This window comes from Methylacidiphilum sp. Yel, from assembly GCF_004421185.1.
In the GTDB taxonomy this organism is placed as follows: Bacteria; Verrucomicrobiota; Verrucomicrobiia; order Methylacidiphilales; family Methylacidiphilaceae; genus Methylacidiphilum.
In genome coordinates this window covers 22,843-45,840 of record NZ_LXQB01000078.1, presented here as the reverse complement: position 1 = coordinate 45,840, position 22,998 = coordinate 22,843, and the positions used below count along the sequence as shown (strand labels likewise).

21 protein-coding genes are annotated in these 22,998 nt (G+C 40.8%); 16 read left to right on the top strand and 5 right to left on the bottom strand.

Annotation, left to right across the window (positions count from 1 at the left end; genetic code table 11):
• The first annotated feature begins 25 nt into the window (after positions 1 to 25).
• From rpsD to rplQ, 3 genes are read left to right on the top strand one after another with little or no spacing between them, the layout of a single operon-like run.
• Positions 26 to 634 (top strand): 30S ribosomal protein S4, encoded by a 609-nt coding sequence (gene rpsD, locus A7Q09_RS09705; RefSeq protein ID WP_134391251.1) that lies wholly within the window; start codon positions 26 to 28, stop codon positions 632 to 634.
• Positions 635 to 678: 44 nt separating this feature from the next.
• A complete protein-coding gene (locus tag A7Q09_RS09700; RefSeq protein ID WP_134391250.1) occupies positions 679 to 1,692 on the top strand; it encodes a DNA-directed RNA polymerase subunit alpha in 1,014 nt (337 codons plus the stop codon).
• Between the two features lie 38 nt (positions 1,693 to 1,730).
• Complete coding sequence (gene rplQ, locus A7Q09_RS09695; RefSeq protein WP_134391249.1) at positions 1,731 to 2,126, top strand: 50S ribosomal protein L17; 396 nt, start codon at positions 1,731 to 1,733, stop codon at positions 2,124 to 2,126.
• Positions 2,127 to 2,209: 83 nt separating this feature from the next.
• On the opposite strand, the gene ppk1 is transcribed toward rplQ, so the two are convergent.
• Together ppk1 and A7Q09_RS09685 are read right to left on the bottom strand one after the other, a co-directional pair.
• On the bottom strand, positions 2,210 to 4,363 hold the full coding sequence (ppk1, locus tag A7Q09_RS09690; RefSeq protein ID WP_134391248.1) for a polyphosphate kinase 1: 2,154 nt from the start codon (positions 4,361 to 4,363) through the stop codon (positions 2,210 to 2,212).
• Positions 4,364 to 4,479: 116 nt separating this feature from the next.
• Positions 4,480 to 5,772, bottom strand: a complete 1,293-nt coding sequence (locus A7Q09_RS09685) for a DNA recombination protein RmuC (protein WP_134391247.1) — start codon at positions 5,770 to 5,772, stop codon at positions 4,480 to 4,482.
• Between the two features lie 217 nt (positions 5,773 to 5,989).
• Here A7Q09_RS09685 and A7Q09_RS09680 point away from each other — a divergent pair, with 217 nt between their 5' ends.
• The 6 genes from A7Q09_RS09680 to A7Q09_RS09655 all read left to right on the top strand — a co-directional run bounded on the left by A7Q09_RS09680 (position 5,990) and on the right by A7Q09_RS09655 (position 13,102).
• On the top strand, positions 5,990 to 7,069 hold the full coding sequence (locus A7Q09_RS09680) for a lysylphosphatidylglycerol synthase transmembrane domain-containing protein (RefSeq protein ID WP_134391246.1): 1,080 nt from the start codon (positions 5,990 to 5,992) through the stop codon (positions 7,067 to 7,069).
• 18 nt (positions 7,070 to 7,087) lie between these two features.
• Entirely contained in the window at positions 7,088 to 8,014 is a 927-nt protein-coding gene (locus A7Q09_RS09675; RefSeq protein ID WP_134391245.1) for an S-adenosyl-l-methionine hydroxide adenosyltransferase family protein, read from the top strand.
• Between the two features lie 52 nt (positions 8,015 to 8,066).
• Entirely contained in the window at positions 8,067 to 9,899 is a 1,833-nt protein-coding gene (gene typA / locus A7Q09_RS09670; protein ID WP_208526743.1) for a translational GTPase TypA, read from the top strand.
• Positions 9,900 to 9,942: 43 nt separating this feature from the next.
• Complete coding sequence (locus A7Q09_RS09665; protein ID WP_134391243.1) at positions 9,943 to 10,485, top strand: cysteine hydrolase family protein; 543 nt, start codon at positions 9,943 to 9,945, stop codon at positions 10,483 to 10,485.
• Between the two features lie 277 nt (positions 10,486 to 10,762).
• The gene (locus A7Q09_RS09660) at positions 10,763 to 11,644 is read left to right on the top strand and encodes a hypothetical protein (protein WP_134391242.1); all 882 of its coding nucleotides are present in this window, start codon (positions 10,763 to 10,765) and stop codon (positions 11,642 to 11,644) included.
• Positions 11,645 to 11,668: 24 nt separating this feature from the next.
• On the top strand, positions 11,669 to 13,102 hold the full coding sequence (locus A7Q09_RS09655; protein ID WP_134391241.1) for a tetratricopeptide repeat protein: 1,434 nt from the start codon (positions 11,669 to 11,671) through the stop codon (positions 13,100 to 13,102).
• A gap of 21 nt (positions 13,103 to 13,123) precedes the next feature.
• Here the strand turns inward: A7Q09_RS09655 and cyoE are convergent, their stop codons facing one another.
• Together cyoE and A7Q09_RS09645 are read right to left on the bottom strand one after the other, a co-directional pair.
• Positions 13,124 to 14,074 (bottom strand): heme o synthase, encoded by a 951-nt coding sequence (gene cyoE / locus A7Q09_RS09650; protein ID WP_134391240.1) that lies wholly within the window; start codon positions 14,072 to 14,074, stop codon positions 13,124 to 13,126.
• A 31-nt stretch (positions 14,075 to 14,105) separates the two neighbouring features.
• On the bottom strand, positions 14,106 to 15,155 hold the full coding sequence (locus tag A7Q09_RS09645) for a heme A synthase (RefSeq protein WP_134391239.1): 1,050 nt from the start codon (positions 15,153 to 15,155) through the stop codon (positions 14,106 to 14,108).
• 230 nt (positions 15,156 to 15,385) lie between these two features.
• Between A7Q09_RS09645 and A7Q09_RS09640 the strand changes: the two genes are divergently transcribed.
• The 3 genes from A7Q09_RS09640 to A7Q09_RS09630 are packed head-to-tail and all read left to right on the top strand — an operon-like array spanning position 15,386 to position 18,287.
• A complete protein-coding gene (locus A7Q09_RS09640; protein WP_134391238.1) occupies positions 15,386 to 16,366 on the top strand; it encodes a MoxR family ATPase in 981 nt (326 codons plus the stop codon).
• A complete protein-coding gene (locus tag A7Q09_RS09635; protein WP_134391237.1) occupies positions 16,347 to 17,264 on the top strand; it encodes a DUF58 domain-containing protein in 918 nt (305 codons plus the stop codon). Before A7Q09_RS09640 ends, A7Q09_RS09635 begins: the two co-directional genes overlap by 20 nt.
• Positions 17,265 to 17,282: 18 nt before the next feature.
• Positions 17,283 to 18,287 (top strand): VWA domain-containing protein, encoded by a 1,005-nt coding sequence (locus A7Q09_RS09630; RefSeq protein ID WP_134391236.1) that lies wholly within the window; start codon positions 17,283 to 17,285, stop codon positions 18,285 to 18,287.
• Between the two features lie 16 nt (positions 18,288 to 18,303).
• On the opposite strand, the gene A7Q09_RS09625 is transcribed toward A7Q09_RS09630, so the two are convergent.
• Positions 18,304 to 18,993: a UDP-N-acetylglucosamine diphosphorylase gene (locus tag A7Q09_RS09625; RefSeq protein ID WP_134391235.1), complete on the bottom strand. Its 690-nt coding sequence runs from the start codon at positions 18,991 to 18,993 to the stop codon at positions 18,304 to 18,306.
• Positions 18,994 to 19,272: 279 nt separating this feature from the next.
• Here A7Q09_RS09625 and A7Q09_RS09620 point away from each other — a divergent pair, with 279 nt between their 5' ends.
• The 4 genes from A7Q09_RS09620 to A7Q09_RS09605 all read left to right on the top strand — a co-directional run bounded on the left by A7Q09_RS09620 (position 19,273) and on the right by A7Q09_RS09605 (position 22,928).
• Positions 19,273 to 19,713 carry a division/cell wall cluster transcriptional repressor MraZ gene (locus tag A7Q09_RS09620; protein ID WP_039720630.1) on the top strand — a complete coding sequence of 147 codons (441 nt, stop codon included), beginning with the start codon at positions 19,273 to 19,275 and terminating at the stop codon, positions 19,711 to 19,713.
• A 77-nt stretch (positions 19,714 to 19,790) separates the two neighbouring features.
• Positions 19,791 to 20,735 carry a 16S rRNA (cytosine(1402)-N(4))-methyltransferase RsmH gene (gene rsmH / locus A7Q09_RS09615; protein WP_134391234.1) on the top strand — a complete coding sequence of 315 codons (945 nt, stop codon included), beginning with the start codon at positions 19,791 to 19,793 and terminating at the stop codon, positions 20,733 to 20,735.
• A 47-nt stretch (positions 20,736 to 20,782) separates the two neighbouring features.
• Positions 20,783 to 21,121: a hypothetical protein gene (locus A7Q09_RS09610; protein ID WP_134391233.1), complete on the top strand. Its 339-nt coding sequence runs from the start codon at positions 20,783 to 20,785 to the stop codon at positions 21,119 to 21,121.
• Positions 21,114 to 22,928, top strand: coding sequence for a penicillin-binding protein 2 (locus tag A7Q09_RS09605; protein WP_134391232.1), 1,815 nt, complete (start codon positions 21,114 to 21,116; stop codon positions 22,926 to 22,928). Before A7Q09_RS09610 ends, A7Q09_RS09605 begins: the two co-directional genes overlap by 8 nt.
• The last annotated feature ends 70 nt before the right edge of the window (positions 22,929 to 22,998 follow it).

The window sequence follows — 22,998 nt, the reverse complement described above, 5'->3', positions numbered from 1 at the left end:
AGAAAAAGGGGGGAGAAACAAAATCATGGCAAAATATATTGGTCCAAAAGCGAAGATTTCTAGACGGTTTAATGTAGCTTTGTTTGGCCCAAATAAGGCTTTAGAACGGAAGCCTTATCCACCAGGGGTTCATGGACAGAGGGCTGCAAAGAAGAAATCGGATTATGCGGTGGCCTTGGCAGAGAAGCAAAAGTTGAGGTTTATGTATGGGATCATGGAAAAGCAATTTCGAAGGTATTTCCAAATTGCTCATAAAAAGAAAGGAGTGACAGGAGAAGTACTATTTCAGCTTCTTGAGCAAAGGTTAGATAACGTCGTCTATAGGCTTTGTTTTGCAACAAGTAGAATGGAAGCTAGGCAACTAGTTAACCATGGTCATATTTATGTCAACGGCAAGAAAGTGAATATACCAAGTTATAGAACTAAGCCTGGGGATGTTATAGAAATTTGCCCTAAGCCTCAATCGAGAAAGTTGGCCTTACGCAATCTTGAAGCCATGAAAGGCATAAGGATTCCCGATTGGCTCTCTCTAGAAGCAGATAATCTAAAGGGGACGGTGAATCGGCTTCCAACCAGGGAAGAAATACAGCCTATCGTCAACGAGCAACTTGTCGTGGAGTTGTATTCAAAATGAACATAGGGATGCAAAATCCTTTATAGAAGGAGTGGTAGGGTGTTATGGCTATACGTTTAGGAAGATTTGAGATGCCCCGTTCCATCGTCAAAGATGAGACGGTATCGAATGCAACCTTTGGTCGTTATATCATTGAACCCTTTGAGTCGGGATATGGTCATACTTTAGGTAATTCGTTGCGTCGTATCCTCTTATCATCTTTAGAGGGAGCGGCCATTGCCTCGGTGAAAATCGATGGGGTCATGCACGAATTTACCTCTATTCCTGGTGTCGTCGAAGATGTGATAGACATCGTTCTTAATCTGAAGAAAGTCTTGATTAAAATGCCAGATAGGGAGACGCGGACTTTCCGCATCGATGTCCTTAAAGAAGGACCCGTGACTGCGGCAGATATTCAAGTTGACCCAGGTGTGGAAATCGTCAATCCAGAGCAGCTAATTTGTACGCTTGACCAAAAAAAGCATTTAATGATGGAGCTGGAAGTTAAAGTGGGAAGAGGTTTCCTATTGGGCGAGTACAACAAGAATCAGGACCAATCCATTGGGGTTATTCCTATCGATTGTCTTTTTTCTCCAGTACGGCATGTGAAGTATGAGGTTGAAAATACCCGAGTAGGACAGAGGACCGATTACGATAGACTCATTTTTGAAATATGGACCGATGGGAGGATAGAGCCTGACGAGGCACTGGTACAATCAGCCGCTATTCTCCAACATCATCTTGATGTTTTTGTTCAATTTGGGAAAGAGCCGGTGGAATTTGAAAAGCCGAAACCACCCGTTAAAGAAGAAGAAAATAGGCTTCGAAAGATTCTTAATATGAGCGTCAATGAAATAGAACTTTCAGTCAGAGCAGCTAATTGCTTGAACAACGCCAATATTACTACGGTTGGTCAGTTAGCCATGAAAACGGAAGCTGAAATGCTTAAATATAGGAATTTTGGGAAGAAATCCTTGAATGAGATCAAAGAAAAGCTTGCTGCACTTGGTCTTTCCCTAGGAATGAAATTCGATCCGAGTATTTTAGAACAACCAGAGGAGAAAACATACAGGGAGTAAAAAGGGACTTTCTCTGGGCATGGTAGAGGAGGCATGAGATGCGACATCAGAAAAGGACTCAGAAGTTAGGTAGGGATTCTCAGCATAGGGCCGCCTTACTTGCTAATCTGGCCGTAGAGCTTATTGAACACAAAAGAATAAAAACGACTTTAGCCAAGGCTAAAGCGTTGCGTCCTTTTGCCGAAAAATTGGTCAGCCTTGCAAAAAAGGGAACGCTCCATGCTAGGCGACTTGTCGTCAGTAAAATCCATGATAAGAAAGCTGCTCGAGTTCTTTTTAATGATATTGCTTCTCAGATGCAAAACAGAAATGGCGGCTATACCCGCATTTTGAAACTAGGCAAGAGGCTATCTGATGCTTCAGAAATGGCATTGATTGAATGGACAGAAGGGCAAGTGGTGGGAACTAGCCAAAAGACTCCAGAAAAAACTTGATTGTCTCAACCAAGGATCTATTGCCAATGGTTATCTCTTTATAATAAAAGGCTCTCTATCCAATTCAAAATTGAGAAGAATCGCTAGAGAAAATTTTGGTTTTGATTTTCTATAGCGACTGGTTGGACTGCTTTGATGGGAATTTCCGTTCCTTCTCTTCCTTTTGATTGGATCAGTTGTTCTTTTCTTGCTTTTTCTCTAAAATAGAGTTGGGCCTGAAAAGGCTCTTTTTCTGGTTTGATTCGTCTGTAAGTACCATTAGCTAAAAGTTCTCTGGCTTTGACATTATCCGCTAGATAAGCCTCTAGAATTTCCTGCACCTTTTCTTTTAATTTGGGATTTTCAATAGGAAAAATAATTTCGATTCTCCTATAAAAGTTTCTTTGCATCCAATCCGCACTCCCTGAATAATATTCAGGATTGCCTCCATTCTCAAAATAGAAGATCCGACTATGTTCCAAGAACCTACCTACAATGCTAATGACTCTAATATTTTCACTGACTTGTGGAATCCCTGGTCTTAAACAGCAAATGCCCCTCACTATAAGATCAATTTTAACACCAGCCGAAGAAGCGGCATAAAGATGTTGAATGATATCTTCATCAACGAGGGCATTGAGTTTTGCAATGATTCTAGCCTTTTTCCCTTCTTTGGCATTGTCAATTTCTCTTTGGATCATCTCCTTTAGTCTGCTGGCCATATTAAATGGAGAAACGATAAGTTTTTGGATGCCATGAAATCGAGAAAGCCCGGTCAATATGTTGAAAAGAGTCGCTACTTCTTTCGTTATCTCCTCATTGGTGGTTAAAAGGCTTAGATCAGTGTACAACCTTGCCGTGCTTGGGTGATAATTGCCTGTAGCGAGATGAACGTAAAGCCTGATTTGATCTGGATCTCTTCGGATGATTTCGAGCATTTTACAATGGGTTTTCAATCCAACAATACCGTAAAGAACATGTATGCCAGCTTCTTCCATGCGTCTTGCCCATTGAATATTGTTTTCTTCGTCGAATCTGGCTTTGATTTCGACCAAAGTCGTGACTTGTTTGCCATTTTGGGCTGCTCGGATAAGAGCATGAACGATCGGAGAATCTCCACTGGTTCTATAGAGAGTCATTCTTATTCCAAGGACGGAAGGATCAATGGCTGCTTTCTGCAAAAAATCGACAATGATTCCAAAGCTTTCATACGGATGGTGGAGAAGCACATCAGTTTTGCGAATCACTTCAAAAAGATCCGGTTTTCCACTAAGCTCTAAAGGGATAACAGGGGTCCATGGCCTATCCCTTAGGTGTGGAAATGCTTCATGGTTACAGATAGGTAAAAGATGAAGAAAGTTCAAAGGATCAGGGTTACGATAGGAATCGCGGTGATCAAGATGGAGTGCTTTCAGCAGAATTTCTTCTAGTTCTTTTGGACATGTAGATTCTATTTCTAACCTGACAGCGTTGCCTCTGTTCCTCTTTTTCAACTCCTCTTCAACGGTTTGTAAGAGGTTCTCTGCTTCTTCTTCATCAATATAAAGCTCACTGTTACGGGTAATTCTGAAGGAATTGACATCCTGAATTTCATCTCCAGGAAAAAGCGTGTCCAGAAAGTTTATGACCAGATCACTTAAAAGAATGAATCTAAAACCCGATTTAGAATTGCTCCCAGGCAATGTGATGAGACGCGGCAAAATCCTTGGAATTTGAACAATACCAAAATTGTGCATATGAGAGGCATTAGGTCGTTTCAAGGTCAAGATTAAATTAAGGCATTTATTGACTAATTGAGGGAAAGGATGACTCGAATCAACTGCCAAAGGAGTCAGAACGGGAAAAATTTCTTTATCAAAATAGGTTTTACACCATTCTAGCTCTGACTCTGTCAATTCATTGTGGGTGCATAAAAAGATCCCATTCTTTTTTAAAGCTGGCTTAATCTCCTCGTTCCAAATTTTGTATTGTTGCTCAACGAGTTCATGTGTCCTTTTTTCGATTCCTTCGAAGACCTGAAGGGGAGTCAACCCATCAGCGCTCTGTTCTTCACTTCCGTTCTCTATTTGCTGTTTGATTCCTGCGACCCGAATTTCAAAAAATTCATCTAAATTGGAGCTAAAGATACAAAGGAACCGGAGTCTTTCGAGCAGAGGCTGTTTTGGATCGGCAGCTTCTTCCAAAACTCTCGCATTGAATTCAAGCCAGCTAAGCTCACGGTTAATAAAATATTCAGCTTTATTAAAAGTTGCTATCATCTCTGGTGTTTCTTAACTCTACTCTGAAGTTTATTTCTTTCAACAGCCTGCCCTCGAACCTTAAAACAAAAAGGTGGTTTTTTCGTTTCTCATTGTTAGGACTACCATTGTTAGGACTACTGAGATGGTATGTCCTTAAGAGTTGATTCGATTTCAGGGACATCACCAACCTCTTCGGAAAAAGCTCCACTAGTTTTAATCTTTTTTGTCGAAGGAATAATTTTCCCCTGACAGAGGGTTGCAATTTTGTTGAAAGCCTCCATCGAGCTTCCCAATGCTTTGCGGAGTCTGTTTAATAGTTCCATAAGCTCTACAAAGGAACTGTAAAGTTCTTTGATTTCATAAGCAATTTTTTCGACTTCTTCTGTCATCTGCTGCTGTTGCCAGCCAAGAGCAATTGCTTTGAGCAAGGCAAGAAAATTGATTGGTGAAGCAAGAAGGACTTTTCTTTCTAAGGCATATTGAAATATTTCTGGATCTGCTTCGAAAGAAACAGATAGAAGCCCTTCATTTGGTAAGAACATGATGACATATTCAAATGCATCGGTTTGATTCTGACCGTACTCTTTTTTCCCTAATTCTCTGATTCTTTCCTTTACCGCAGCCAAATGCTCCTTTAATTTTGTTTTTCTTGTGGCTTCATTATCCGCTGTCATAGCCTCAAGATAGGCTCCCATCGGCGTTTTTGCATCCACATATATCTTTCTGCCCCCAGGGATATAGATGATCATATCGGCTCTTTTGTCTGCATCAGGAGGCTGTGGAATATAGGAGACATGTTCTTTCATTCCGGCCATTTCTACAAGACGCTGGAGTTGATATTCTCCCCATGATCCTCTTACCAGAGGAGATTTTAAGGATTGTTCCAGTTTTATAGCTGATTCATGGAGTTTTTTGTACGCCTCGGATAGATGGGTTAAATGAGTACTCAGTGAGCTATATGCTCCTTCTCTCTTGCTTTCCAAGTTTTTTATCTGTTGATCCAATGCTTGTAGGCTTTTTTCAATCGGTAAGACTATTTCTTTGAATTCTTGTTTTTTTAGATTCCAGTCCGCTTTCATGCTTTCAAAGAGGGTATGAAATTGATAAGTAGCCTGCTCCAGGATATTTTTAGAATTCGATTCCAATACCTGCAATGCGAGGGATTGAAACATAGTTTTGAGATTGTCTTGAGCCGCCGTGATCCAAAGAATTTTTTCTTGCTGAACCTGCTTTTGAGCTTCAAGAGTGGCTATTTGTAGCTCTAAATCTTTGTTTTGAGCCTGCAATTTGATCAAATTTTCGTTTTCATTCTTATATGTTTCTAGGTCTTTTTGAAGCGAAATGTATCTGGGTCTTAGTAGCAGCAGCGCTAAAAGAAACCCGATTCCCACTCCAACAAGAAAGCTTACGATGAAAAAACTGTTCATTTTAATTTTTTTCTTTCAATACAGTCCTTTTTTTGAGCGATAAGTAAATAGTTTTCTTCCTATAGAGTTTTATACACAATTGAGAAAGACCCAACAGATAGAGGTAGAAAAAGTTAGAACGGGAGCCAACAGTCATCTATGCTTTTTTCTTTTGAAAAGCGATCGTAAGGACAGCAGACTCCTCTTATAAGCTAGAGAAGAACAATTGGAGTGGGAGTTGAAAAAAAAATCGATAGAGTCTAAAAAAGGATCTTTGAATGCCGCTGCAGTCGACTTCAAGGATCTTCAACAAAATCCTATTGAGAGCAAAAAGGAAAGTAAAAATTTTTGGGGGATTGTACTCAAAACCCTCATTTCTTTTTCTCTTCTTTTTTATTTAGGTGCAAAGCTCAACTGGCAGAAATTTTTTTCTTATTTCCAATCGATCGATCTTTTACTCCTTGGTTTTGCCTTCTTATTTTGTGCCTTACAAACTATTCTTTCTTCTCTGCGCTGGAAAATCCTGCTTTATGCTTTGAACATCCCTATTAAGGGTTGGACAGCCTTTGAACTAGCAATGATTGGAAAATTTTTCAATGCTGCCTTACCAGGGGGAACCAGCGGGGATTTTGTGAGGATCTATTATGCCATGGCGCTTTTCCCGAAGAACAAAACAGCAGTGTCTGTTTCTATCCTTTTTGATAGACTGATTGAGGGGGTTGTGCTTCTTGTCTTGGGTTCTTCCTTTGGGCTATTGTTTTATAGGCAACTCAATGGTCAACCTTTCCTTCAAAAAGCAGTTCTTTTTCTTTTAGGACTCACACTTTTAACTCTTTTATTTTTAGCTACCCTCTCTATGCTTCTGAAAGTTGGCATCAAGTTATCGCAAAGATTTCTGGGAAAATGGAAAAGAGTAGAACAGGTCCTTAAGGATATTCTCCATGTTTTAGAGGTCTTTAAGTATTGCTTTGGCCGAATTCTGGCTGCTTGTATTCTTTCTATTGGAGTGCATCTATCGGCTATTCTAATGTTTGTTTTTGTGGCTGCCTCTCTTCACCTGCATTTGCCTTTATGGCTCCTAGCGGTGGTGATGGTCGAGATAACCCTTATAGTATCCCTTCCAATCAGCATCTCAGGTCTAGGTGTAAGAGAAGGAGCAGTGGTGCTGCTGCTTGGTTCTTATGGCATCAACTCAGAACTTGCTTTGGGTTTTTCATTACTATCTTTCAGCGTTGGAATACTCTGGAGCTTAATTGGAGGATTATTTTTCTTGACTTGGAAAAGAAATAAAAAAAACAGCATTTCTTTTCCTACCTAATAAAAAAGCGGGATTGACATGGAAAAAAAAGCCTTATGTTTAAAATCTCTCCATTCTAAAGGCTTTCTTTTGCTTTTTTTGACTGGAATAATGATTGTATATTCAGGCTGCAATAAAAAGTCTCATATGGAGTATGCTATTGATTCAAGGCCGATTATAGGACTCATTACCGATTTTGGTTCCAAAGATCATTATGTAGCACAACTAAAAGGAGTGATTTACTCCATAGATCCTTTTGCCCGGGTCATTGATCTTAATCATGAAATTGAACCTTATAATCTTTTCGAAGCGGCTTTTCTGATCGATCAATCGACTATGGAATTTCCTGCAGGTTCTATTTTTGTAGCCGTAGTGGATCCAGGGGTAGGAACAGAACGTAAGGGCATACTGCTAGAAACCAAAGCCCATAAGTTTTATATTGGTCCAGATAATGGGATTTTCAGTCTTGTCATGGAGAGAGAGGGGGTTGTTGAGGCTTGGACTCTGGATAAAAAAGAAATATGGAAAAGGAAAGAACCAAGTTATACTTTTCATGGAAGGGACATTTTTGGTCCAGTGGCGGCCTATCTAAGTAAGGGAGGAAAACCTCACACTACTGGTTCTAGAATACCAAAAGAAAATCTTCATTTATTGAATTTCTCTCCTCCGTCGACGATTGGACAGAGTGTATCCGGACAGATCCTGTATATTGATCATTTTGGCAACATTATTACCAATATACCTATGGGAATGGCTTCCTGGATCAAAGAAGGGAATTTGGTTCGCGTACAGATTGGGAAAATGACGCTTGCAGCTCCCTGTGTAAAAACCTATAGTGAGTTGCCTTTGGGAAAAATTGGCGTATTATATAATAGTAGCGGCTACTTAGAGATTTCATCAAATCAGGGATCAGTGGCGAAATTGCTCAAAGCGCAATCCGGTAACTCCCTGTTACTTCACCCATAGTTATGGTATTGATGAAGAATTCATTAAATAGTCTGTATATAAAGTGTAGATTATGGAAAAGATAAAAAACATTGCGATTATTGCTCATGTTGATCATGGAAAAACAACGTTAGTCGACCAACTGTTGAAACAGTCTGGCTCCTTTCGACAAAACCAACAATTGACCGAAAGAATAATGGATAATATGGAGCTGGAAAGAGAAAAGGGGATTACCATCCGGGCTAAAAATGCCTCTTTCCAGTATGAGGATTACAAGATCAATTTGATTGATACTCCTGGGCATGCCGATTTTGGAAGTGAGGTAGAAAGAAGTCTAGGGATGGTTGATGGCGTTTTACTATTGGTAGACGCTGTAGAAGGGCCTCAAGCGCAAACTAAGTTTGTTTTGAAAAAAGCCTTATCCCAAAATCTCAGTCCGCTTGTGCTCATTAATAAGATTGACAGAGCAAATGCCCAGCCTATTAAGGTTCTAGACCAGATATTCGAACTCTTTCTTGAATTAGAGGCTTCGGATAAGCAGCTAGATTTTCCCGTATTGTATGTTTCAGCTAAAGAAGGCATCGCTTTGAAAGAATGGAAAAAAGAAATCTCAATTGAAGATAAGAAGAATGGCTTTAAGCCACTTTTTGAAGCTATTTTGACTCATATCCCTTCTCCGACTATCTCTGAGGATCCAGCTTTTAAGCTTTTAGTCGCCAACTTGGACTACAGCGATTATTTAGGCAGAATAGCGATTGGGAAAATTTTTTCTGGTAAAATTAAAGTGGGTTCTCCTCTTTTTTCTTATCAAAAATCTGGGAAAACGAGTCGTGGAACTCTCAGGGCTATTTTAGGTTTTAAAGGTTTGGAACGGATAGAGCTTTCCGAAGCTTCTGCTGGGGATATAGTCGGAATAGCTGGTTTGGAAGAAGTTTATATTGGAGATACGGTAGCAGATCTAGAGGATACTATTCCGCTGCCACGAATAGAAGTAGATCCGCCTACGGTTCGCATGCGGATCCTGGTCAATGATTCTCCTTTAGCAGGCAAAGAGGGAAAACTTCTGACAGCCAGACACATCTATGGAAGGCTTCTCAAAGAAGTAAGAACCAATGTAGGGCTTAGAGTTGAAGAAACCGATGTGCCTGGAACCTTTGAAATTAGTGGTAGAGGGACCATGCAGATAGCTATTCTTGTCGAACAAATGCGCAGAGAAGGGTTCGAGCTTATGGTTAGCCGGCCAGAAGTGATTTACAAAGCAGACTCTTCTGGTATCCTCTTCGAGCCTTATGAGCTATTATCGGTAGATATCCCACAAGAATGCCTTGGGCCAGTTATGGAAATGCTTTCGAAAAGGGCGGGCAATATTCGCATGATGAGAAATAGTCAGCAGAGGGTTTTTATAGAGGCGTTAATTCCAACCAGGGGCTTAATTGGATTTGAAACTGAATTTGTTAATCTGACCCGAGGAGAAGGCTATGCGAGTCATCTCTTTCATGAATATGGCCCTAAGCAGGGAGAAATTGAAATAAGGAGCAATGGGGTTCTTGTTTCGATTGCAAAAGGTATTTCAACAACTTATGCTTTGGAAAACCTCCAACAAAGAGGCATCCTTTTTATTGGTCCAGGTGAAGAAATATATGAAGGAATGGTAGTTGGGGAACATAAAAGACCTGGGGATCTTCTTGTTAATCCTTGCAAAGCAAAGCATTTGACGAATATCCGTTCTCAAGGCGAAGGCAAAGCCATTGGACTAGAACCGCCGAAGGTTTTCAGGCTTGAGGAAGCGATTGAATTCATTAGTAGTGAGGAACTTGTTGAGGTCACTCCAACAAAGATTAGAATTCGAAAAAAAATATTAGATTCGAATGACCGAAAAAAAGCTGCCATAAAAGTAGGTACATAGTGTGAGGGTGTTTTCCAATGGAACTTCAACAATAAAGATCTCTATGGAGTCGGTGGTTGTTGTTGACATGCTTGAAGATTTCGTAGGGGGAAAGCTCGCTTGTAGAGAAGCAGCAAAGATTATTGAACCGATCAGAAAATTAAGTATCGCTGCAAGAGCTAAAAAAAAGCCGGTTATTTATGTTGGGGATGCCCATCTTCCCAGCGATCCAGAAATGATAATCTGGGGGGAGCATGCCATGAAAGGATCTCCTGGAGCCTCTATTATCAAAGAACTGGCCCCTAGCCCAACCGATATCGTACTCGAAAAAAGAACCTATAGTGGGTTTAGGGAAACAGGGCTGGACCTAGTATTAAGATCTTTGAAGGTGAATACCATCATCTTAGTGGGTCTGCATACCCATTTGTGTATAAGGCATACGGCTGCTGATGCTTTCTTTTTAAACTATCATACGATTGTACCAGTTGATTGTGTGTGTGCCTTTAGTCCCCAAGAACAGGAAAGTGGGCTAGAATATCTTCACAAATTTTACGGTGTAGAGCTTTCCACAGTATCCTCGATCCTTGAAAACTGGAAAAAAGAATAAAGAGCATCCACAATTTCCTTTGTCCTTCCACGCTCTTTTTAATAGAAGGATTATTAAAGGCAAGTAGCTAAATGAAAATTAAAACTTTTCTACATATCCTCAATTTAAACATAAAAGAGAATTTTATAACTAACTATCTATTTTGAATTATATTCAGTGTTATATTTTTTTTTTATCTTTTTTACTGTTTCTATTTTTTTTCTACTTTGCCAAGAAATGGTCTCCTCCTCACTTCTCTCTTTCTATAGGAGTTTTTTGTTTATTTCTTTTAGTTTCCATGGTCCTGCTTTCTACCAGAGGGATTCTGAGGGCTGATACAGTATTCTGGCCTGGGGAAGAGATCGCTGTGCAGGATGTCGTTGAAACGATGAATCAAGCCGATTCTGGGAAAGGATGGATAGGGAAGTGGAGGAAGATGACCGAAGAGACAAGAAACCGACAAACAACCTGGCTTACTCCCCTTGTGACTGAAACTCCAAGGTTGGAGCAACGCATTCGATACGATATCTATGATCAAACATTACCAAGTGGGAATAAAAGATGGGATATGGGCGCAGGTAAAGGAGTCAATTTAATTGTTGGTCCAACCATGGAATTTGCTTTTTCTCTGCCCCAATACATGTATTACCCAGGAGAAGGCCGACTCGATGGGTTTTTAGGAGAAAGTTTTTTAATTAAAAACAGAATTATGGCTTCTCCTGAAGGACAGAAAAATTATGTCTTTTCGGTCATGCTTGCTGCTCATTCCCCTTTAGGACAAACGCTTCCGGACTATCCTGCACACTGGATATGGGATCCTATCGTCCTCTTTGGCAAAGGCTTTGGAAATTTTGATTTTATGATCAATTTAGGAAGTCAATGGGCCGATGGAGCCAATAGAACCTTCGGTATACCCTACTTTTATAACATTGCCCTGCAATATAGAATTGGCTACGTAACTCCAACAATCGAAATTAATTCTACTTCAAGCATCGATCAGCTTTTCTTTATTGGAGCTCCTGGGCTTTTTGTTACCCCTGAAGTTTTAGTGGGAAGATTTCGATTCAAAGATGATTGGAAACTTTATTTTGGTATTGGGTATCAGATCGCCATTGATAAAAAGACAGTCGAAAAGGAATATTCAAATGCTTTTGTAGTGAAGTTTCATTTGCTTTTTTAGGGATTATGCATCAAAAAGACTAAGATGGGTATAGGTTTTTTCAATCCTCTTCTTTCTTTCTCTAATACAGAAGGAGTTAAAAATTTTTTCTGGTTTCTTGGTAGCCTTTTATGCTTTTTTTTCTGTTCCCATGGATTTTCAGAGTCGATCCCTGAGGCAATAAATAGGCAAAACCCAAGCCGCCTTTTTCATGAAGGGAGGATAGAGGCGGCGGCCCGTCTAGCCTTTGAAGCTTCCCTCCGTGATCCGCAGGACTGGAAATCATTCAAGATCCTTGGGTGGGTGGCTTTGATGAAAAACCAACTTGAAGATGCTAGGAGGTTTCTCCAAAAGGGATTGGCATTAAATCCAGAAGATACCGAGATGAAGAGGCTATTGGCAATTTGTTATTATAGAGAGGGAAAGCTCGAACAATCGGCTGACTTATTAAATGAGATTAGAGAAGGGTGGACTGCCAACCTTCTGACTCAACTCGAACCGAAGGCATTCGATATGCTGGAGCCACAGACTACTGTCAAACTTGATGAGTCCTATCCTTTTGTGATTATTCCAGTAAAAATATTCAGGAAAAAAGTCTCGCTTTTTCTGGATACTCGTAGTTCGTTCACTGCTCTGGATAGAGCCCTTTACGAAAAAATAAAAGAGATTAGGCTTCTTGATATCATTGCCCTGCAGTTCTGGTTCAACTTTGCAGGCAAATGGTCTATTCGAGCTAGAACAGGGATTATCCAATCGATGCAAATAGGAAATATGAAAATAGAAAGAATTCCCATCCTTTTAGCCCGTTGGAAAGGAACCTATCTTTTTCCTCAACATGTGCCACTGATTGTCCATGGAGTGATAGGAACCGATGTGATGAGACAATTTAATGTGACGATAGATTATCCAAAAAAAGAGCTTTTCTTACAAAAAAGAGAGGCCTCTTTTTCTGAACGCTCTTTTCTAGAGACAAAAGATGGATCGGTTACGAAGCTTCCTTTTTACTTAACTCCAGGAGGACAGATTCTTATTCAAGGAAAGATTAATGATCAAGAAGGAATCTTTTTTATGGTGGATAGCCTGGATGTGGGAAGAGCCTTTACCTTTTCTGAATGGATGCTTGAGAAATTTCATTTGCCTCGATATGGGGGGTGGATGATCGGTTTAAGAAGGGGTGGAAGATATCCTTCCATTTACACGATTGTTCCCAAAATACAGATTGGGAATATGGTCATGGAAAACGTGAAGGCCGATATTGGAAAAAGCTATGATTTTCCACCTGCCATTGACCATAAGCAAGGGTTCCACATCGGAGCGATAGTGGGAAATAGCTTTTTGAAGTCTTTTATCGTTACTTTTGATTTTCAGAATATGGTGTTGATCTTGCAATCCAAAAAAACGGCTGCTACCGATCAACCGCCAACTAGCCCGTTGGCATATCAAAGCACTCTAGCTGGGATCGATGAATCGGATAATTGACTGATTGGCTAAGAAAGCAGTCTATTTTTTCCAGCAAAGGGCTAAAAGAGTAAAGAGTAACGGCAGGTAGGCTATCGAAGCAAAGAAAAGAAGACGGGCTGCGGTTAAATTTCTTTTGAGGTGTAAAAAGAGGGCAGATAAAAAGAAAAGCATGCCTAGTACGAGAGCTCCCCAAAGATATAAAAGCCCTGCCTGATGGGTGAAGTAAGGCAAAAGAGAAGCCATCAGTAACAAAAAACAGAAAAGAAGACTTTGCAGTGTCAATTTTTTGCCACTAGCATCGACTACGACAAGCATTTTAAAACCGGCCTTTTTGTAATCGCTTCGGTAAAGCCATGCAATTGCATAGAAATGTGGCATTTGCCAGAAAAAGAGAATGCAAAAAAGGAAGATAGGCGTTAAGTGCAGGATGTTTGCCTCTTGCGCAGCATAGCCAATGACTGGAGGAAGGGCACCAGATATAGCTCCAATCCAGGTATTCCACGGGCTTATCTGTTTAAGAGGGGTATAGACTCCAACATAAATGATAAGGCTAAAAAGGGCAAGTCCAGCAGCCACAAGATTAGAGAAATTCCACAGATAGAGAAATCCTACAATGGCGCCAATAATGGCAGTAATTGCGGCCTCTATAGCATCAAGACGATGCGCTGGTAGTGGCCTGTCTTTTGTTCTTGACATTATGCTATCCTGAGGGCTTTCTAGAACTTCATTTAGTACAGCAGCCGAAGCAGCTACCAGTCCAGTACCGACCACTACATGAAAGGCTTTTCCTATATCCAAAGAACTTCCTGAAGCTAAAACAAAACCGAAAAAAGTGGTGGTTAGCACCAAAAGGGTAAGACGGAACTTGATAAGCTCGGCAACATCTTTTAACAGAGAGCGATGAGGCGTCAACGAGGGCTTCAGATAACTCTGCAGTAATCCATTTTTTCTCTGAGGTTGGTTTGAAGTTTCTATCTTAAAGCTTTTCATATCTAAAAAGAGGAAATGGTTGTTGAAACGATCATTGTCCAGGATTGGAGTAGGTAGAAGAAGGATTGAACAACACTCTTAAGTCGTTTTGTTTGGTTTTGATCAACCATTCTCCTCGGTAAAGGATAACTGTTATGAGGGAAGAGAGGAACAAGATGGCAGCACCCACAAGAACATGCGCGGTGGTAATGATATTTTCTTTGCCTGTCCAAATGACGAAGGCTCCCAGAACGATCTGTAGAGCCACCAGGCTGTGTAAGAGCCTAGCCATTGAAAGAACGGAGGAGCTGGGGGCCTTTTTTTTAAGGACAAAAAAAGAATAGACAGTAAGCAAGAAAATAATTAAGGCGACAAACCGATGGGCAAGCTGTAGATGAATCTGGCCAAGGGTTGTTGGAGGCAATCCCATGGCTTGCCTTTTTGCATTAATATTCGCCAGATCCTCAGGAGTGAGTCGGGGGATAATGTGTCCGTAAGCAAGCGGAAAATCGGTAATGGATAGTCCTAAATGTGCATGACGCATAGCTGCTCCTAAAAGAAGCTGGATATAAACAATGAGAGACAGGGATAAAAAAAGAAGGGGAATGCTTTTGGTGGCTGCCAGATAATAATTGGCTTTTTGCAAGTGGTTCTCGGTTATCCAATACTTAGAAGTAGACAGCCAAATAATACCCACAAGCACTAAAAAAGCTTGCGCCAGTGCAGCATGAATAATCCCAATCTGATCTTTCATCCAAACCACTCGCAATCCCCCAAGGATTCCTTGAAAAATAACAAGAAAAAGAGCAAAGCAGCCTGCCCATTTGACCCAGGTGCGTTTTTCTTTAAATAAAAGAAGAAAGAAAAGAATAATGGTTAAAAAACCGACAGCCGAAGCAACGAGCCTATGACTATGCTCGTAGAAAACTCCTCCAATCCATCTGGATAGGGGAAAGCTAAACATATTGTAGCCAAAAGTTGTTGGCCAATCCGGAACAGCCATCCCTGAATTGGTACTGGTCACCATGGCTCCGACCGCTATGAGTAAAAAAACAAAAAAAGTAAGAATGGCTGAAAAAACATTGATAAGTCTATTTTTCACTTTTCCTATCCTATTTTAATGTCCTAGAATGAGAAGGAATTCATCAATTTTTTTTCCGAAACTCTCTCTCAAAAAGAATCCTATTCTAAATATAGTCTTTTTATGTTTTCTTCCACAGAAAAAGTTAGGACCCTTCTAGGTAAGAAGAGGAGTGGCAAGAAGTTTTGTCATCAAATAGCCAAAAACTCCTTTGATTCTGCTGATAAAGTCCAGTAGTTTTATGCAATCCTATGACAAGAGGTCAAGAATGGTCAGAAAGAGTGTTGTCTGAAATCAAAAAAGCGATTATTGGGCATCAAACAATCATTGAAAGACTGTTGATTGGATTACTAACTGGAGGTCATATTCTCATTGAAGGCATGCCTGGATTGGCTAAGACACTTCTTATCAAAACGATTGCGAAAGCGGTTGGTCTGAAGTTTGAACGGATTCAATTTACTCCAGATCTTCTCCCAAGCGATGTGGTAGGAACGATGATTTTTCAGCCCAAAGAGGGCCGCTTTTTTCCACATTTAGGTCCCATCTTTGCCAACCTTGTGTTAGCTGACGAAATCAACAGAGCTCCAGCCAAAGTTCAAAGTGCTTTATTGGAAGCCATGCAGGAAAAACAGGTTACCATTGGAGGGACTTCTCATCGACTGCCTGATCCCTTTCTTGTCATGGCAACACAAAACCCGATCGAACAGGAAGGTACCTATCCATTGCCTGAAGCACAATCCGATCGGTTCTTATTCAAGCTTATTATCGGATATCCTTCGGAAGAAGAGGAAATGAAAATGCTTAGACTTTGGGGTAGATTGACAGAGGAGCCAGAAATAAGCCCGGTCTCTTCCCCTGAGGAAATACGGGAGATAAGAAAAGAAATTGATCAGGTCTTTGTCAGTCCTATGGCTGAACATTATATCCTGGCTTTGGTACGAGCGACTAGAGAGGCGGTAAAAAATTCTTCAGAGGGCATTCAAAGGTTGAGCTATGGAGCTTCTCCTAGGGCCTCTCTTGCCCTTTTCCAAGCAAGCCGTGCTCTTGCCTGGATCAGAGGCTCTGATTTCTTAAGTCCTCAATTCATTCAGGAACTCTATATCGATTCTTTACGACATAGAGTTGGATTAAGTTATGAATCGGAGGCCGAGGGCAAGACGGTGGAAAGCATTCTCGAAGAAATTCTTAAAACTGTTTCCATTCCCACAGAATATGGCGAAGAAAGAGGCTGAACCCTTCGTTTTTTCTAAAGAAAAAGTTAAGGAAGCCTTGCGGCTTCTGCATCGGATTGAATGGACGATAAAAACCACCTCAACATACCTTTTTTCAGGAGAGTATCGATCGGTTTTCAAAGGCAAGGGGAAGGAGTTTGACCAAGTGGTGGCCTATGAGTTTGGAGATGATTTTAGGGATATTGACTGGAATGTCACGGCCAGGCTTGGAGCACTCTACAGGAAGAAATATGTTGAGGAACGAGAGTTGGTCATTGTTATAGTCATCGAAGATTGCCCCTCATTGTTATTTGGTTCAGGAGCGACGACCAAAAGAGAGACGGTTATGGAAATTGCAGCTATTTTAGCCATTCTGGCCACCAGTTTTAGACATAGAGTAGGTATTGTCCATGTTTTTCCTGGTGGCTATTTGTTTATTCCTCAAGCCAAAGGAAGAAAAAAAGTTTTGTCTAATATGGTGAAGATCTGTAGTTTGGCTCCACCCTCCCTTCTGTTAGAACAACCAGTGGAAATTCCTTGGTCTTTTCTCCAAAGAGTCTTACCGAGAAATACCATATTGTTTTGGATCGGAGATTTCCCTCTAAGACCGATCCCTCAACAATGGTTTGCTTTGTCCCAGCGTTTTGAAATTCTTGGTTTTCGAGTTGAGGATCCCTGGGAACAAGCGCTGCCTATAAAAGAAAGTTTTTTGGCTTTTGATCCGGTTGCTGGCAAAGTGGTCAAAATCGATCCTAGCAAACCAGAAACAAAAAAAAGACAGCAACAGTGGAGGTTAGAAAGAGAAAAATATTGGAAAAGCCTCTTTCCCAATCGGGCTTCGAGATGCTCTTTTACCGTTGGGAAGTCCATCTTTGCAGATCTATTGCATTTTTTTGCTGAACGCTCAACCATTAAATAATTGTATTTATAGAGTTCCATGGTAGCTGTTGTTGTTTTTGCAAATCCCTCATTTTTTTTCTTACTTTTGCTTTTACCTCTTGTTTGGTTCTTTCGGAGGTATAGAAAAGAAGAACCTTTTTTTCTCCCCTTTGCCTCTCAATGGGTGGGAACAGAAAGAGAAGGATCGATCAATAAGCTTCCCGTGGTCTGTTGCTACCTTGCTTTTGTGTTGTTTATTGTTGCGCTTGCTCGCCCACAGGAAGAAAAAGGCAAAATCCCCATAAGGAAAGAAGGCTACGATATCATTCTTGTTCTTGATATTTCTGGGAGCATGCTTGCCGAAGATTATGAAATCGATCAAAAGATGGTCAGCAGGTTAGACGTCGTTTTAGATGTGGTGAAAACCTTTTTAGATAAAAGAGTCAACGACCGTATTGGATTAGTAGCCTTTGCAGGAAGAGCTTATACCGTATGTCCTTTGACTTTTGATCATCAGTGGATAAAAAGAAAGATTGATCAATTACAGGCAGGAGCGATCGAAGATGGAACGGCTATTGGAGATGCCTTAGGCCTGGCTTTAAGCCGTCTTGAGGGAAAAAAAGAGTCAGAAGCACGACATAAAATTGGCTCCTTCTTGATCCTCTTGACTGATGGAGCAAATAATTGTGGAAATCTCCTCCCTTTGGAGGCTGCCCAATTGGCGGCCCGAAGTTCTATTCCGGTTTTTGCTATCGGAGCGGGATTAAGTGGGGAGGTAACAATGCCTGTCTTAGATGAAGAAAGACGGAAGATCGGCAGTCAAACGGTAATTTCTGAAGTGGATGAAGAACTCTTACGGAAAATAGCTCAATTGACTGGTGGAGAATATTTTAGAGCAACCGATAGTAATGCGATTCTTTCGGCTTTTCAGGCTATTGATACCAAAAAAAAGATCCCTTTTGAACCTCTCGTAGTCACAAAAAAAGAAGAGCTTTTCCCCATTTTTTTGGTTTTGGGTCTGTTCTTTTGGTTTTTGGCTTTTTTTATCTCAAAAAGAACCTAAAGACTTTTTTTTCGTTTTAAGTAATTTCTAGCTTTTGCTTATACTTTATGACTTTTCCTTCCTCCAGAAGAACCCCATGCCAAATAACTCCAGGAAAGAGTACCGTTTTTTTACCCAGAATGGAACCTGGATTAAGGACTGCATTGCACCCAATTTGGATACCATCACCCAAAATCGCTCCGAATTTTCTTAAACCCGTGGGATAAATGTTCCCATTGTACTTTATTTTGATTTCGGATCCATCGAGTTTCAAATTAGATAAAATCACTCCAGCTCCAAGATGGACCTTTGTTCCTAATATCGAATCTCCGATATAATTGAAATGCGGCACTTGGCAATTTTTAAAGAGAAAAGAATTCTTGAATTCACAAGAATTGCCAAGAATGCAACCCTCTTCGATGATAACGTTTTTTCTTATGAAACAGCCTGTGCGTATTTGACAGTTTTCTCCGATCCAGGCAGGACCTTCGATCATTGCTCCAGGATAGATAATAGTTCCCTTGCCCACGTAGACTTTTGGGCCGATGTAACAGCTCTGGGCAATTTCTCCATGAAGACCAGGGCTTAGAATTTCTTCTAAATAAGTTTCGATTAGGGAGAGGACTTGCCAAATCTTTTCTGCAGCATGGAACAATTTTTGATGGCGTGTTTGAGAAAGATCGAAAAATTGAACTGGATGGAATGAAGGGAGCGAGGGAATTTCCATAGTCCTTATGATTACGTATCAGTCCTTTCGATGAAAAGACATTTTTGGAAAGACTTTTTTGGAAAACAACCCATAGAATTCCTTTTGTTACTTGAAAAAATTCCAGAGAAGGATCGATGAGATAGCTTTGATGAAAAGCAAGAAAAAATTTAACAAAAAATCAAGCAAAAAGTTTTATTCAAAACCAAAAGTTTTTAATGACAGGGGAGAAAAATTTGAGTATGAATAATAGTGGTGAAAAATGGAAGAAAATAGAGAAAAATGGAATAAAATCCAATTATGGGGAAAAAGAGAGCTACCTATACAGACATTTTTGAGCATGCCTTTGATGAGAAAGGTAGAATAACTGTTCCTTCCGAATGGAGGCAGGAAGGTTATGATAGTCGGCTCTTTGTTTTCCCTTCCAAATTTCACCACTTGAAAGTCTATCCAGAGTCCTGGATGGAAGAAATTCATCAAAAGATTGAAACTTTAAGATTACAAGACCCGATCAGACAACAGCTAGAGCTTCTAGCTCAGATTTCTCAAGCGGTGAGTTGGGATCAGCAGGGAAGGATATCAATCAAAGAAAGACTAAGAAAACATTCACAGATTGGGAAAGAGGCTGTATTGGTGGGCCGTTTAGATCATTTTGAAATTTGGGACCAAAAGAAATGGCAAGAAGAAACGGCTGGGAAAAGCACTTCTTTTGAGGAAGCAATTGAGGGCATGGGACTATGAATGGAGAGGAAAAACGAGCAGAAAAGAATGAGGATGGATGTAGCAGAACTTAAAATTTATGAAAAGAAAAAGGTGGCATGGAAGAGAAAAGAGAGGAAGGCCTATTGCTCCATGTTCCAGTCATGCTCAAGGAATTTTTGGAGCTTTGCCAGCCGCAAGAAAATGAAAAATGGATCGATGGTACTTTTGGGTACGGGGGGCATACGACCGCACTTCTGGAAAGAAGATGTAAGGTCTTGGCGATGGATATGGATGAGCAAGCTCAGCAAAGAGCGGGGTTGCTAAGAGAAAAAGGGTATCATTTTTACTTTTTCCGAATGAATTTTTCGGAAATGGCGGTAGCTTGCTCTCAAATCGGTTGGGATCGGGTCGATGGGGTGTTGTTGGATCTTGGGATTTCTTTAGGACAATTGAAAGATCCACAAAGAGGGTTCAGTTTCCAATTTCCTGAAGCTCCTTTGGACATGAGAATGGATAGTTCGAAAGAAAAAACAGCTGCCTTTTTGTTGAATAACTTAAGCAAAGAGCAATTAATAAGGCTTTTTTTAGTAAGCTGCAAGCCAAAAGAAAGCCAAAGGCTTGCGGAAGAGGTGGAACGATTTCGATCGATCCGGCCTATTCTTCGGGTCAAAGATTTTTTAGAAATTATTTTAAAAGCACGCCTATCAAAGGCAAAAGGGCATGTGGCCACTCGGCCATTTCTTGCTTTAAGAATAGCTGTCAATGAAGAGCTTGAACATCTTCAAAAAGGGCTTGAAGAAGGCGCAAGGCTTTTAAAGGAAGGAGGAAGATTAGCGGTGATCAGCTTTCATTCAGGAGAGGATAGGATTGTGAAAAGATTTTTCCAGAATCATTCTCTGCCCAAAGGCAGACATGGGCCGGAAGGGGAGAAAGAGCGGGAGGTTTTTTTTTATAGAGTAGAGCGTCGTTTGGTTTCTAGAGAAGAGAGCAGAAACAATCCAAGGGCAAGAAGTGCGAGGCTACGGATCGGCTGGAAAATCCGTTTGGAAGAGAAAAGCTAACAACTCATCAAGTTAACTTCGTAAAAAAAAATGAAAAGGGAGGATGTATGAAAAATCGACTGAAAGACCGACATTCGATCAAATTGTCCATGATGTTCGTATGGATAATGGCTGTCTTAATTACTATGTTTGGGGGAATCGAATTCCTTTATTTGAAAAATAGGGTGCTTCGTATCTCCGATGAACTGAAGATTCAAGAAGAGGAGCTTGCGGATATGAAAAGGAAAAACAGCCGACTGGAAGCGATGCTTGCTAAAGGCTGCTCTCCTCAAGAATTGGAGAACAGGTTAAAGGAGTGGAAAATTGGGTTAGTCAAAATGTCTGAGCTCGAAGTAATCATGATGGAAGAGTCCGCACCAATTGACTTTTTCGCAGGCAATGAATAGTCCTTTGTTTCAGCCTGTAGTGCCCAAGAAAAATAATCTTTCGACAGACAGGGCCAGATCCAGGGCATTGGTTGTTTTTGCTTTTTTAAGCCTTGGCTTTACGGTGATTTCCCTACGCTTGTTGCAAATTCAGCTTTTTGAACATGAAAAGTATTTGGAACTTGCGACCACGGTTCATACGGTTCGCAAGGTGCTTCCCCCCAAAAGGGGCTACATAGTCGACTGTAAAAATGTGCCCTTGGCTCAGAGTTTTTTGACTTATAAAGTGCGATTGGATGGGATGAATGTTCAGGAACCAGCCATCACCATACAAGAGCTCGAAGAGCTTCTTGGTTTAGAAAAAAATAGCCTCCTACAGAACTTCCGTCGGATGGACCGGTCCTATCTTTTAGCGAAGGGACTTTCAGAAGAAAAAGTGCAAAAACTTGAGGCCTTTGAAAAAGAAAAATTGAGGCAATGGAAGAAAAAAAGACTGCCTGCGGAACATTTTTTGACTTTTGAGGAGGACTACAGCCGCATTTATCCCTGTGGAAGGGAAGCGGCCCCGCTGATTGGGTATTTGGATGAGAATGGTAAGGGAGCGGCGGGAGTGGAAAAAGCAATGAATGAGTGGTTGGAGGGGACGCCTGGAGAAGAGTGGATAGAAAAAGACGTTTTTGGGAAAGAAATTGCTGCTTACAGGGGATTGGAAGTAAAACCTGTGGATGGATGCAACGTTAGTTTGACGCTTGACAGCGTGATTCAGCACATTGTCGAAGAAGGTATTGATAGGGTTGAAAAGGAGTTTTCGCCCAATGGGATTATGGCCATAGTCATGAATCCTAAAACGGGAGAAATCTTAGCGATGGCTCAAAGACCTTCTTTTGATCCAAACAGAAGAGAAAAATGGAACATTGCTTTTCTGAAAAACAAAAATCTTACCGATCCTGTTGAACCAGGATCGATTTTTAAAATTGTTACTCTTTCAGGAGTCCTCGAAGAAAAAATATTTAGTTTAGACAACAGTCCGATCAACTGTGAAAATGGTGCTTTTTTTTATGGGGGAAAACCCCTTCATGACAGTCATCCCTATGGAATGCTTAGCGTTCGGGAAGTGGTCATGAAATCAAGTAACATCGGTTTTGCCAAAATGGGCTTGGAATTAGGAGAAAACAGACTCTACCATTATGCGAGGGCATTTGGCTTTGGAGAGCCAACCGGAATGTTGCTTGGGCAGGGAGAATCTCCAGGCATTCTTTATCCTCCAAGGCTGTGGTCAAAACTTTCGATAACACGAATCCCAATGGGACAAGAAATAGCGGTAACACCCATTCAGATGATTCGGGCAATGGCTGCTATTGCTAATCATGGCTATTTAGTTAAGCCAATGATCATCAAAGACATTAGGAATCCACAGGGAAAAATTCTCCGAAGTTTTTCTCCTGTTATCATTAGAAGAGTGATCTCGGAAAGAACGGCGAAATTGGTGACTTCTGCCCTTGTATCTGTGGTTTCTCCAAAAGGAACAGGGGCTAAGGCAGCGATTATGGGTTTTACGGTCGCGGGCAAAACGGGGACTGCTCAAAAAGCGGTGCATGGGAACTATGTAAAGGGAAAATACATTTCTTCTTTTATTGGGTTTCTTCCTGCTGAAGATCCTGAATTTGTACTGATGATCATGGTTGATGAACCGCATGGTACGCAATATTATGCAGCCTCAGTGGCAGCTCCCGCTTTTAGTTATATTGGCTCTGAAATTGCACAAGCCCTTAATTTGACTCCCAAGTGTGTCCCTGCCCAGGCGATTCGCATCGAAACTGAAAAGTAGATCGATTCTTTATAGAACAAAAAGTGAAGGCTGAGAAGAACTTTTGTAGTTTTCCCCCTTTTATGACAAA

Excerpts from the sequence above, each read along its gene's own strand:
- A7Q09_RS09660 (WP_134391242.1), top strand. The coding sequence starts at position 10,763 with ATGGTCCTGCTTTCTACCAGAGGGATTCTGAGGGCTGATACAGTATTC.
- A7Q09_RS09640 (WP_134391238.1), top strand. The coding sequence starts at position 15,386 with ATGACAAGAGGTCAAGAATGGTCAGAAAGAGTGTTGTCTGAAATCAAA.
- A7Q09_RS09675 (WP_134391245.1), top strand. The coding sequence starts at position 7,088 with ATGGAAAAAAAAGCCTTATGTTTAAAATCTCTCCATTCTAAAGGCTTT.
- rpsD (WP_134391251.1), top strand. The coding sequence starts at position 26 with ATGGCAAAATATATTGGTCCAAAAGCGAAGATTTCTAGACGGTTTAAT.
- A7Q09_RS09655 (WP_134391241.1), top strand. The coding sequence starts at position 11,669 with ATGGGTATAGGTTTTTTCAATCCTCTTCTTTCTTTCTCTAATACAGAA.
- A7Q09_RS09685 (WP_134391247.1), bottom strand. The coding sequence starts at position 5,772 with ATGAACAGTTTTTTCATCGTAAGCTTTCTTGTTGGAGTGGGAATCGGG.
- A7Q09_RS09610 (WP_134391233.1), top strand. The coding sequence starts at position 20,783 with ATGAAAAATCGACTGAAAGACCGACATTCGATCAAATTGTCCATGATG.
- typA (WP_208526743.1), top strand. The coding sequence starts at position 8,067 with ATGGAAAAGATAAAAAACATTGCGATTATTGCTCATGTTGATCATGGA.
- A7Q09_RS09665 (WP_134391243.1), top strand. The coding sequence starts at position 9,943 with ATGGAGTCGGTGGTTGTTGTTGACATGCTTGAAGATTTCGTAGGGGGA.
- ppk1 (WP_134391248.1), bottom strand. The coding sequence starts at position 4,363 with ATGATAGCAACTTTTAATAAAGCTGAATATTTTATTAACCGTGAGCTT.
- rsmH (WP_134391234.1), top strand. The coding sequence starts at position 19,791 with ATGGAAGAGAAAAGAGAGGAAGGCCTATTGCTCCATGTTCCAGTCATG.
- cyoE (WP_134391240.1), bottom strand. The coding sequence starts at position 14,074 with ATGAAAAGCTTTAAGATAGAAACTTCAAACCAACCTCAGAGAAAAAAT.
- rplQ (WP_134391249.1), top strand. The coding sequence starts at position 1,731 with ATGCGACATCAGAAAAGGACTCAGAAGTTAGGTAGGGATTCTCAGCAT.
- A7Q09_RS09630 (WP_134391236.1), top strand. The coding sequence starts at position 17,283 with ATGGTAGCTGTTGTTGTTTTTGCAAATCCCTCATTTTTTTTCTTACTT.
- A7Q09_RS09620 (WP_039720630.1), top strand. The coding sequence starts at position 19,273 with ATGGGGAAAAAGAGAGCTACCTATACAGACATTTTTGAGCATGCCTTT.
- A7Q09_RS09605 (WP_134391232.1), top strand. The coding sequence starts at position 21,114 with ATGAATAGTCCTTTGTTTCAGCCTGTAGTGCCCAAGAAAAATAATCTT.
- A7Q09_RS09700 (WP_134391250.1), top strand. The coding sequence starts at position 679 with ATGGCTATACGTTTAGGAAGATTTGAGATGCCCCGTTCCATCGTCAAA.
- A7Q09_RS09635 (WP_134391237.1), top strand. The coding sequence starts at position 16,347 with ATGGCGAAGAAAGAGGCTGAACCCTTCGTTTTTTCTAAAGAAAAAGTT.
- A7Q09_RS09625 (WP_134391235.1), bottom strand. The coding sequence starts at position 18,993 with ATGGAAATTCCCTCGCTCCCTTCATTCCATCCAGTTCAATTTTTCGAT.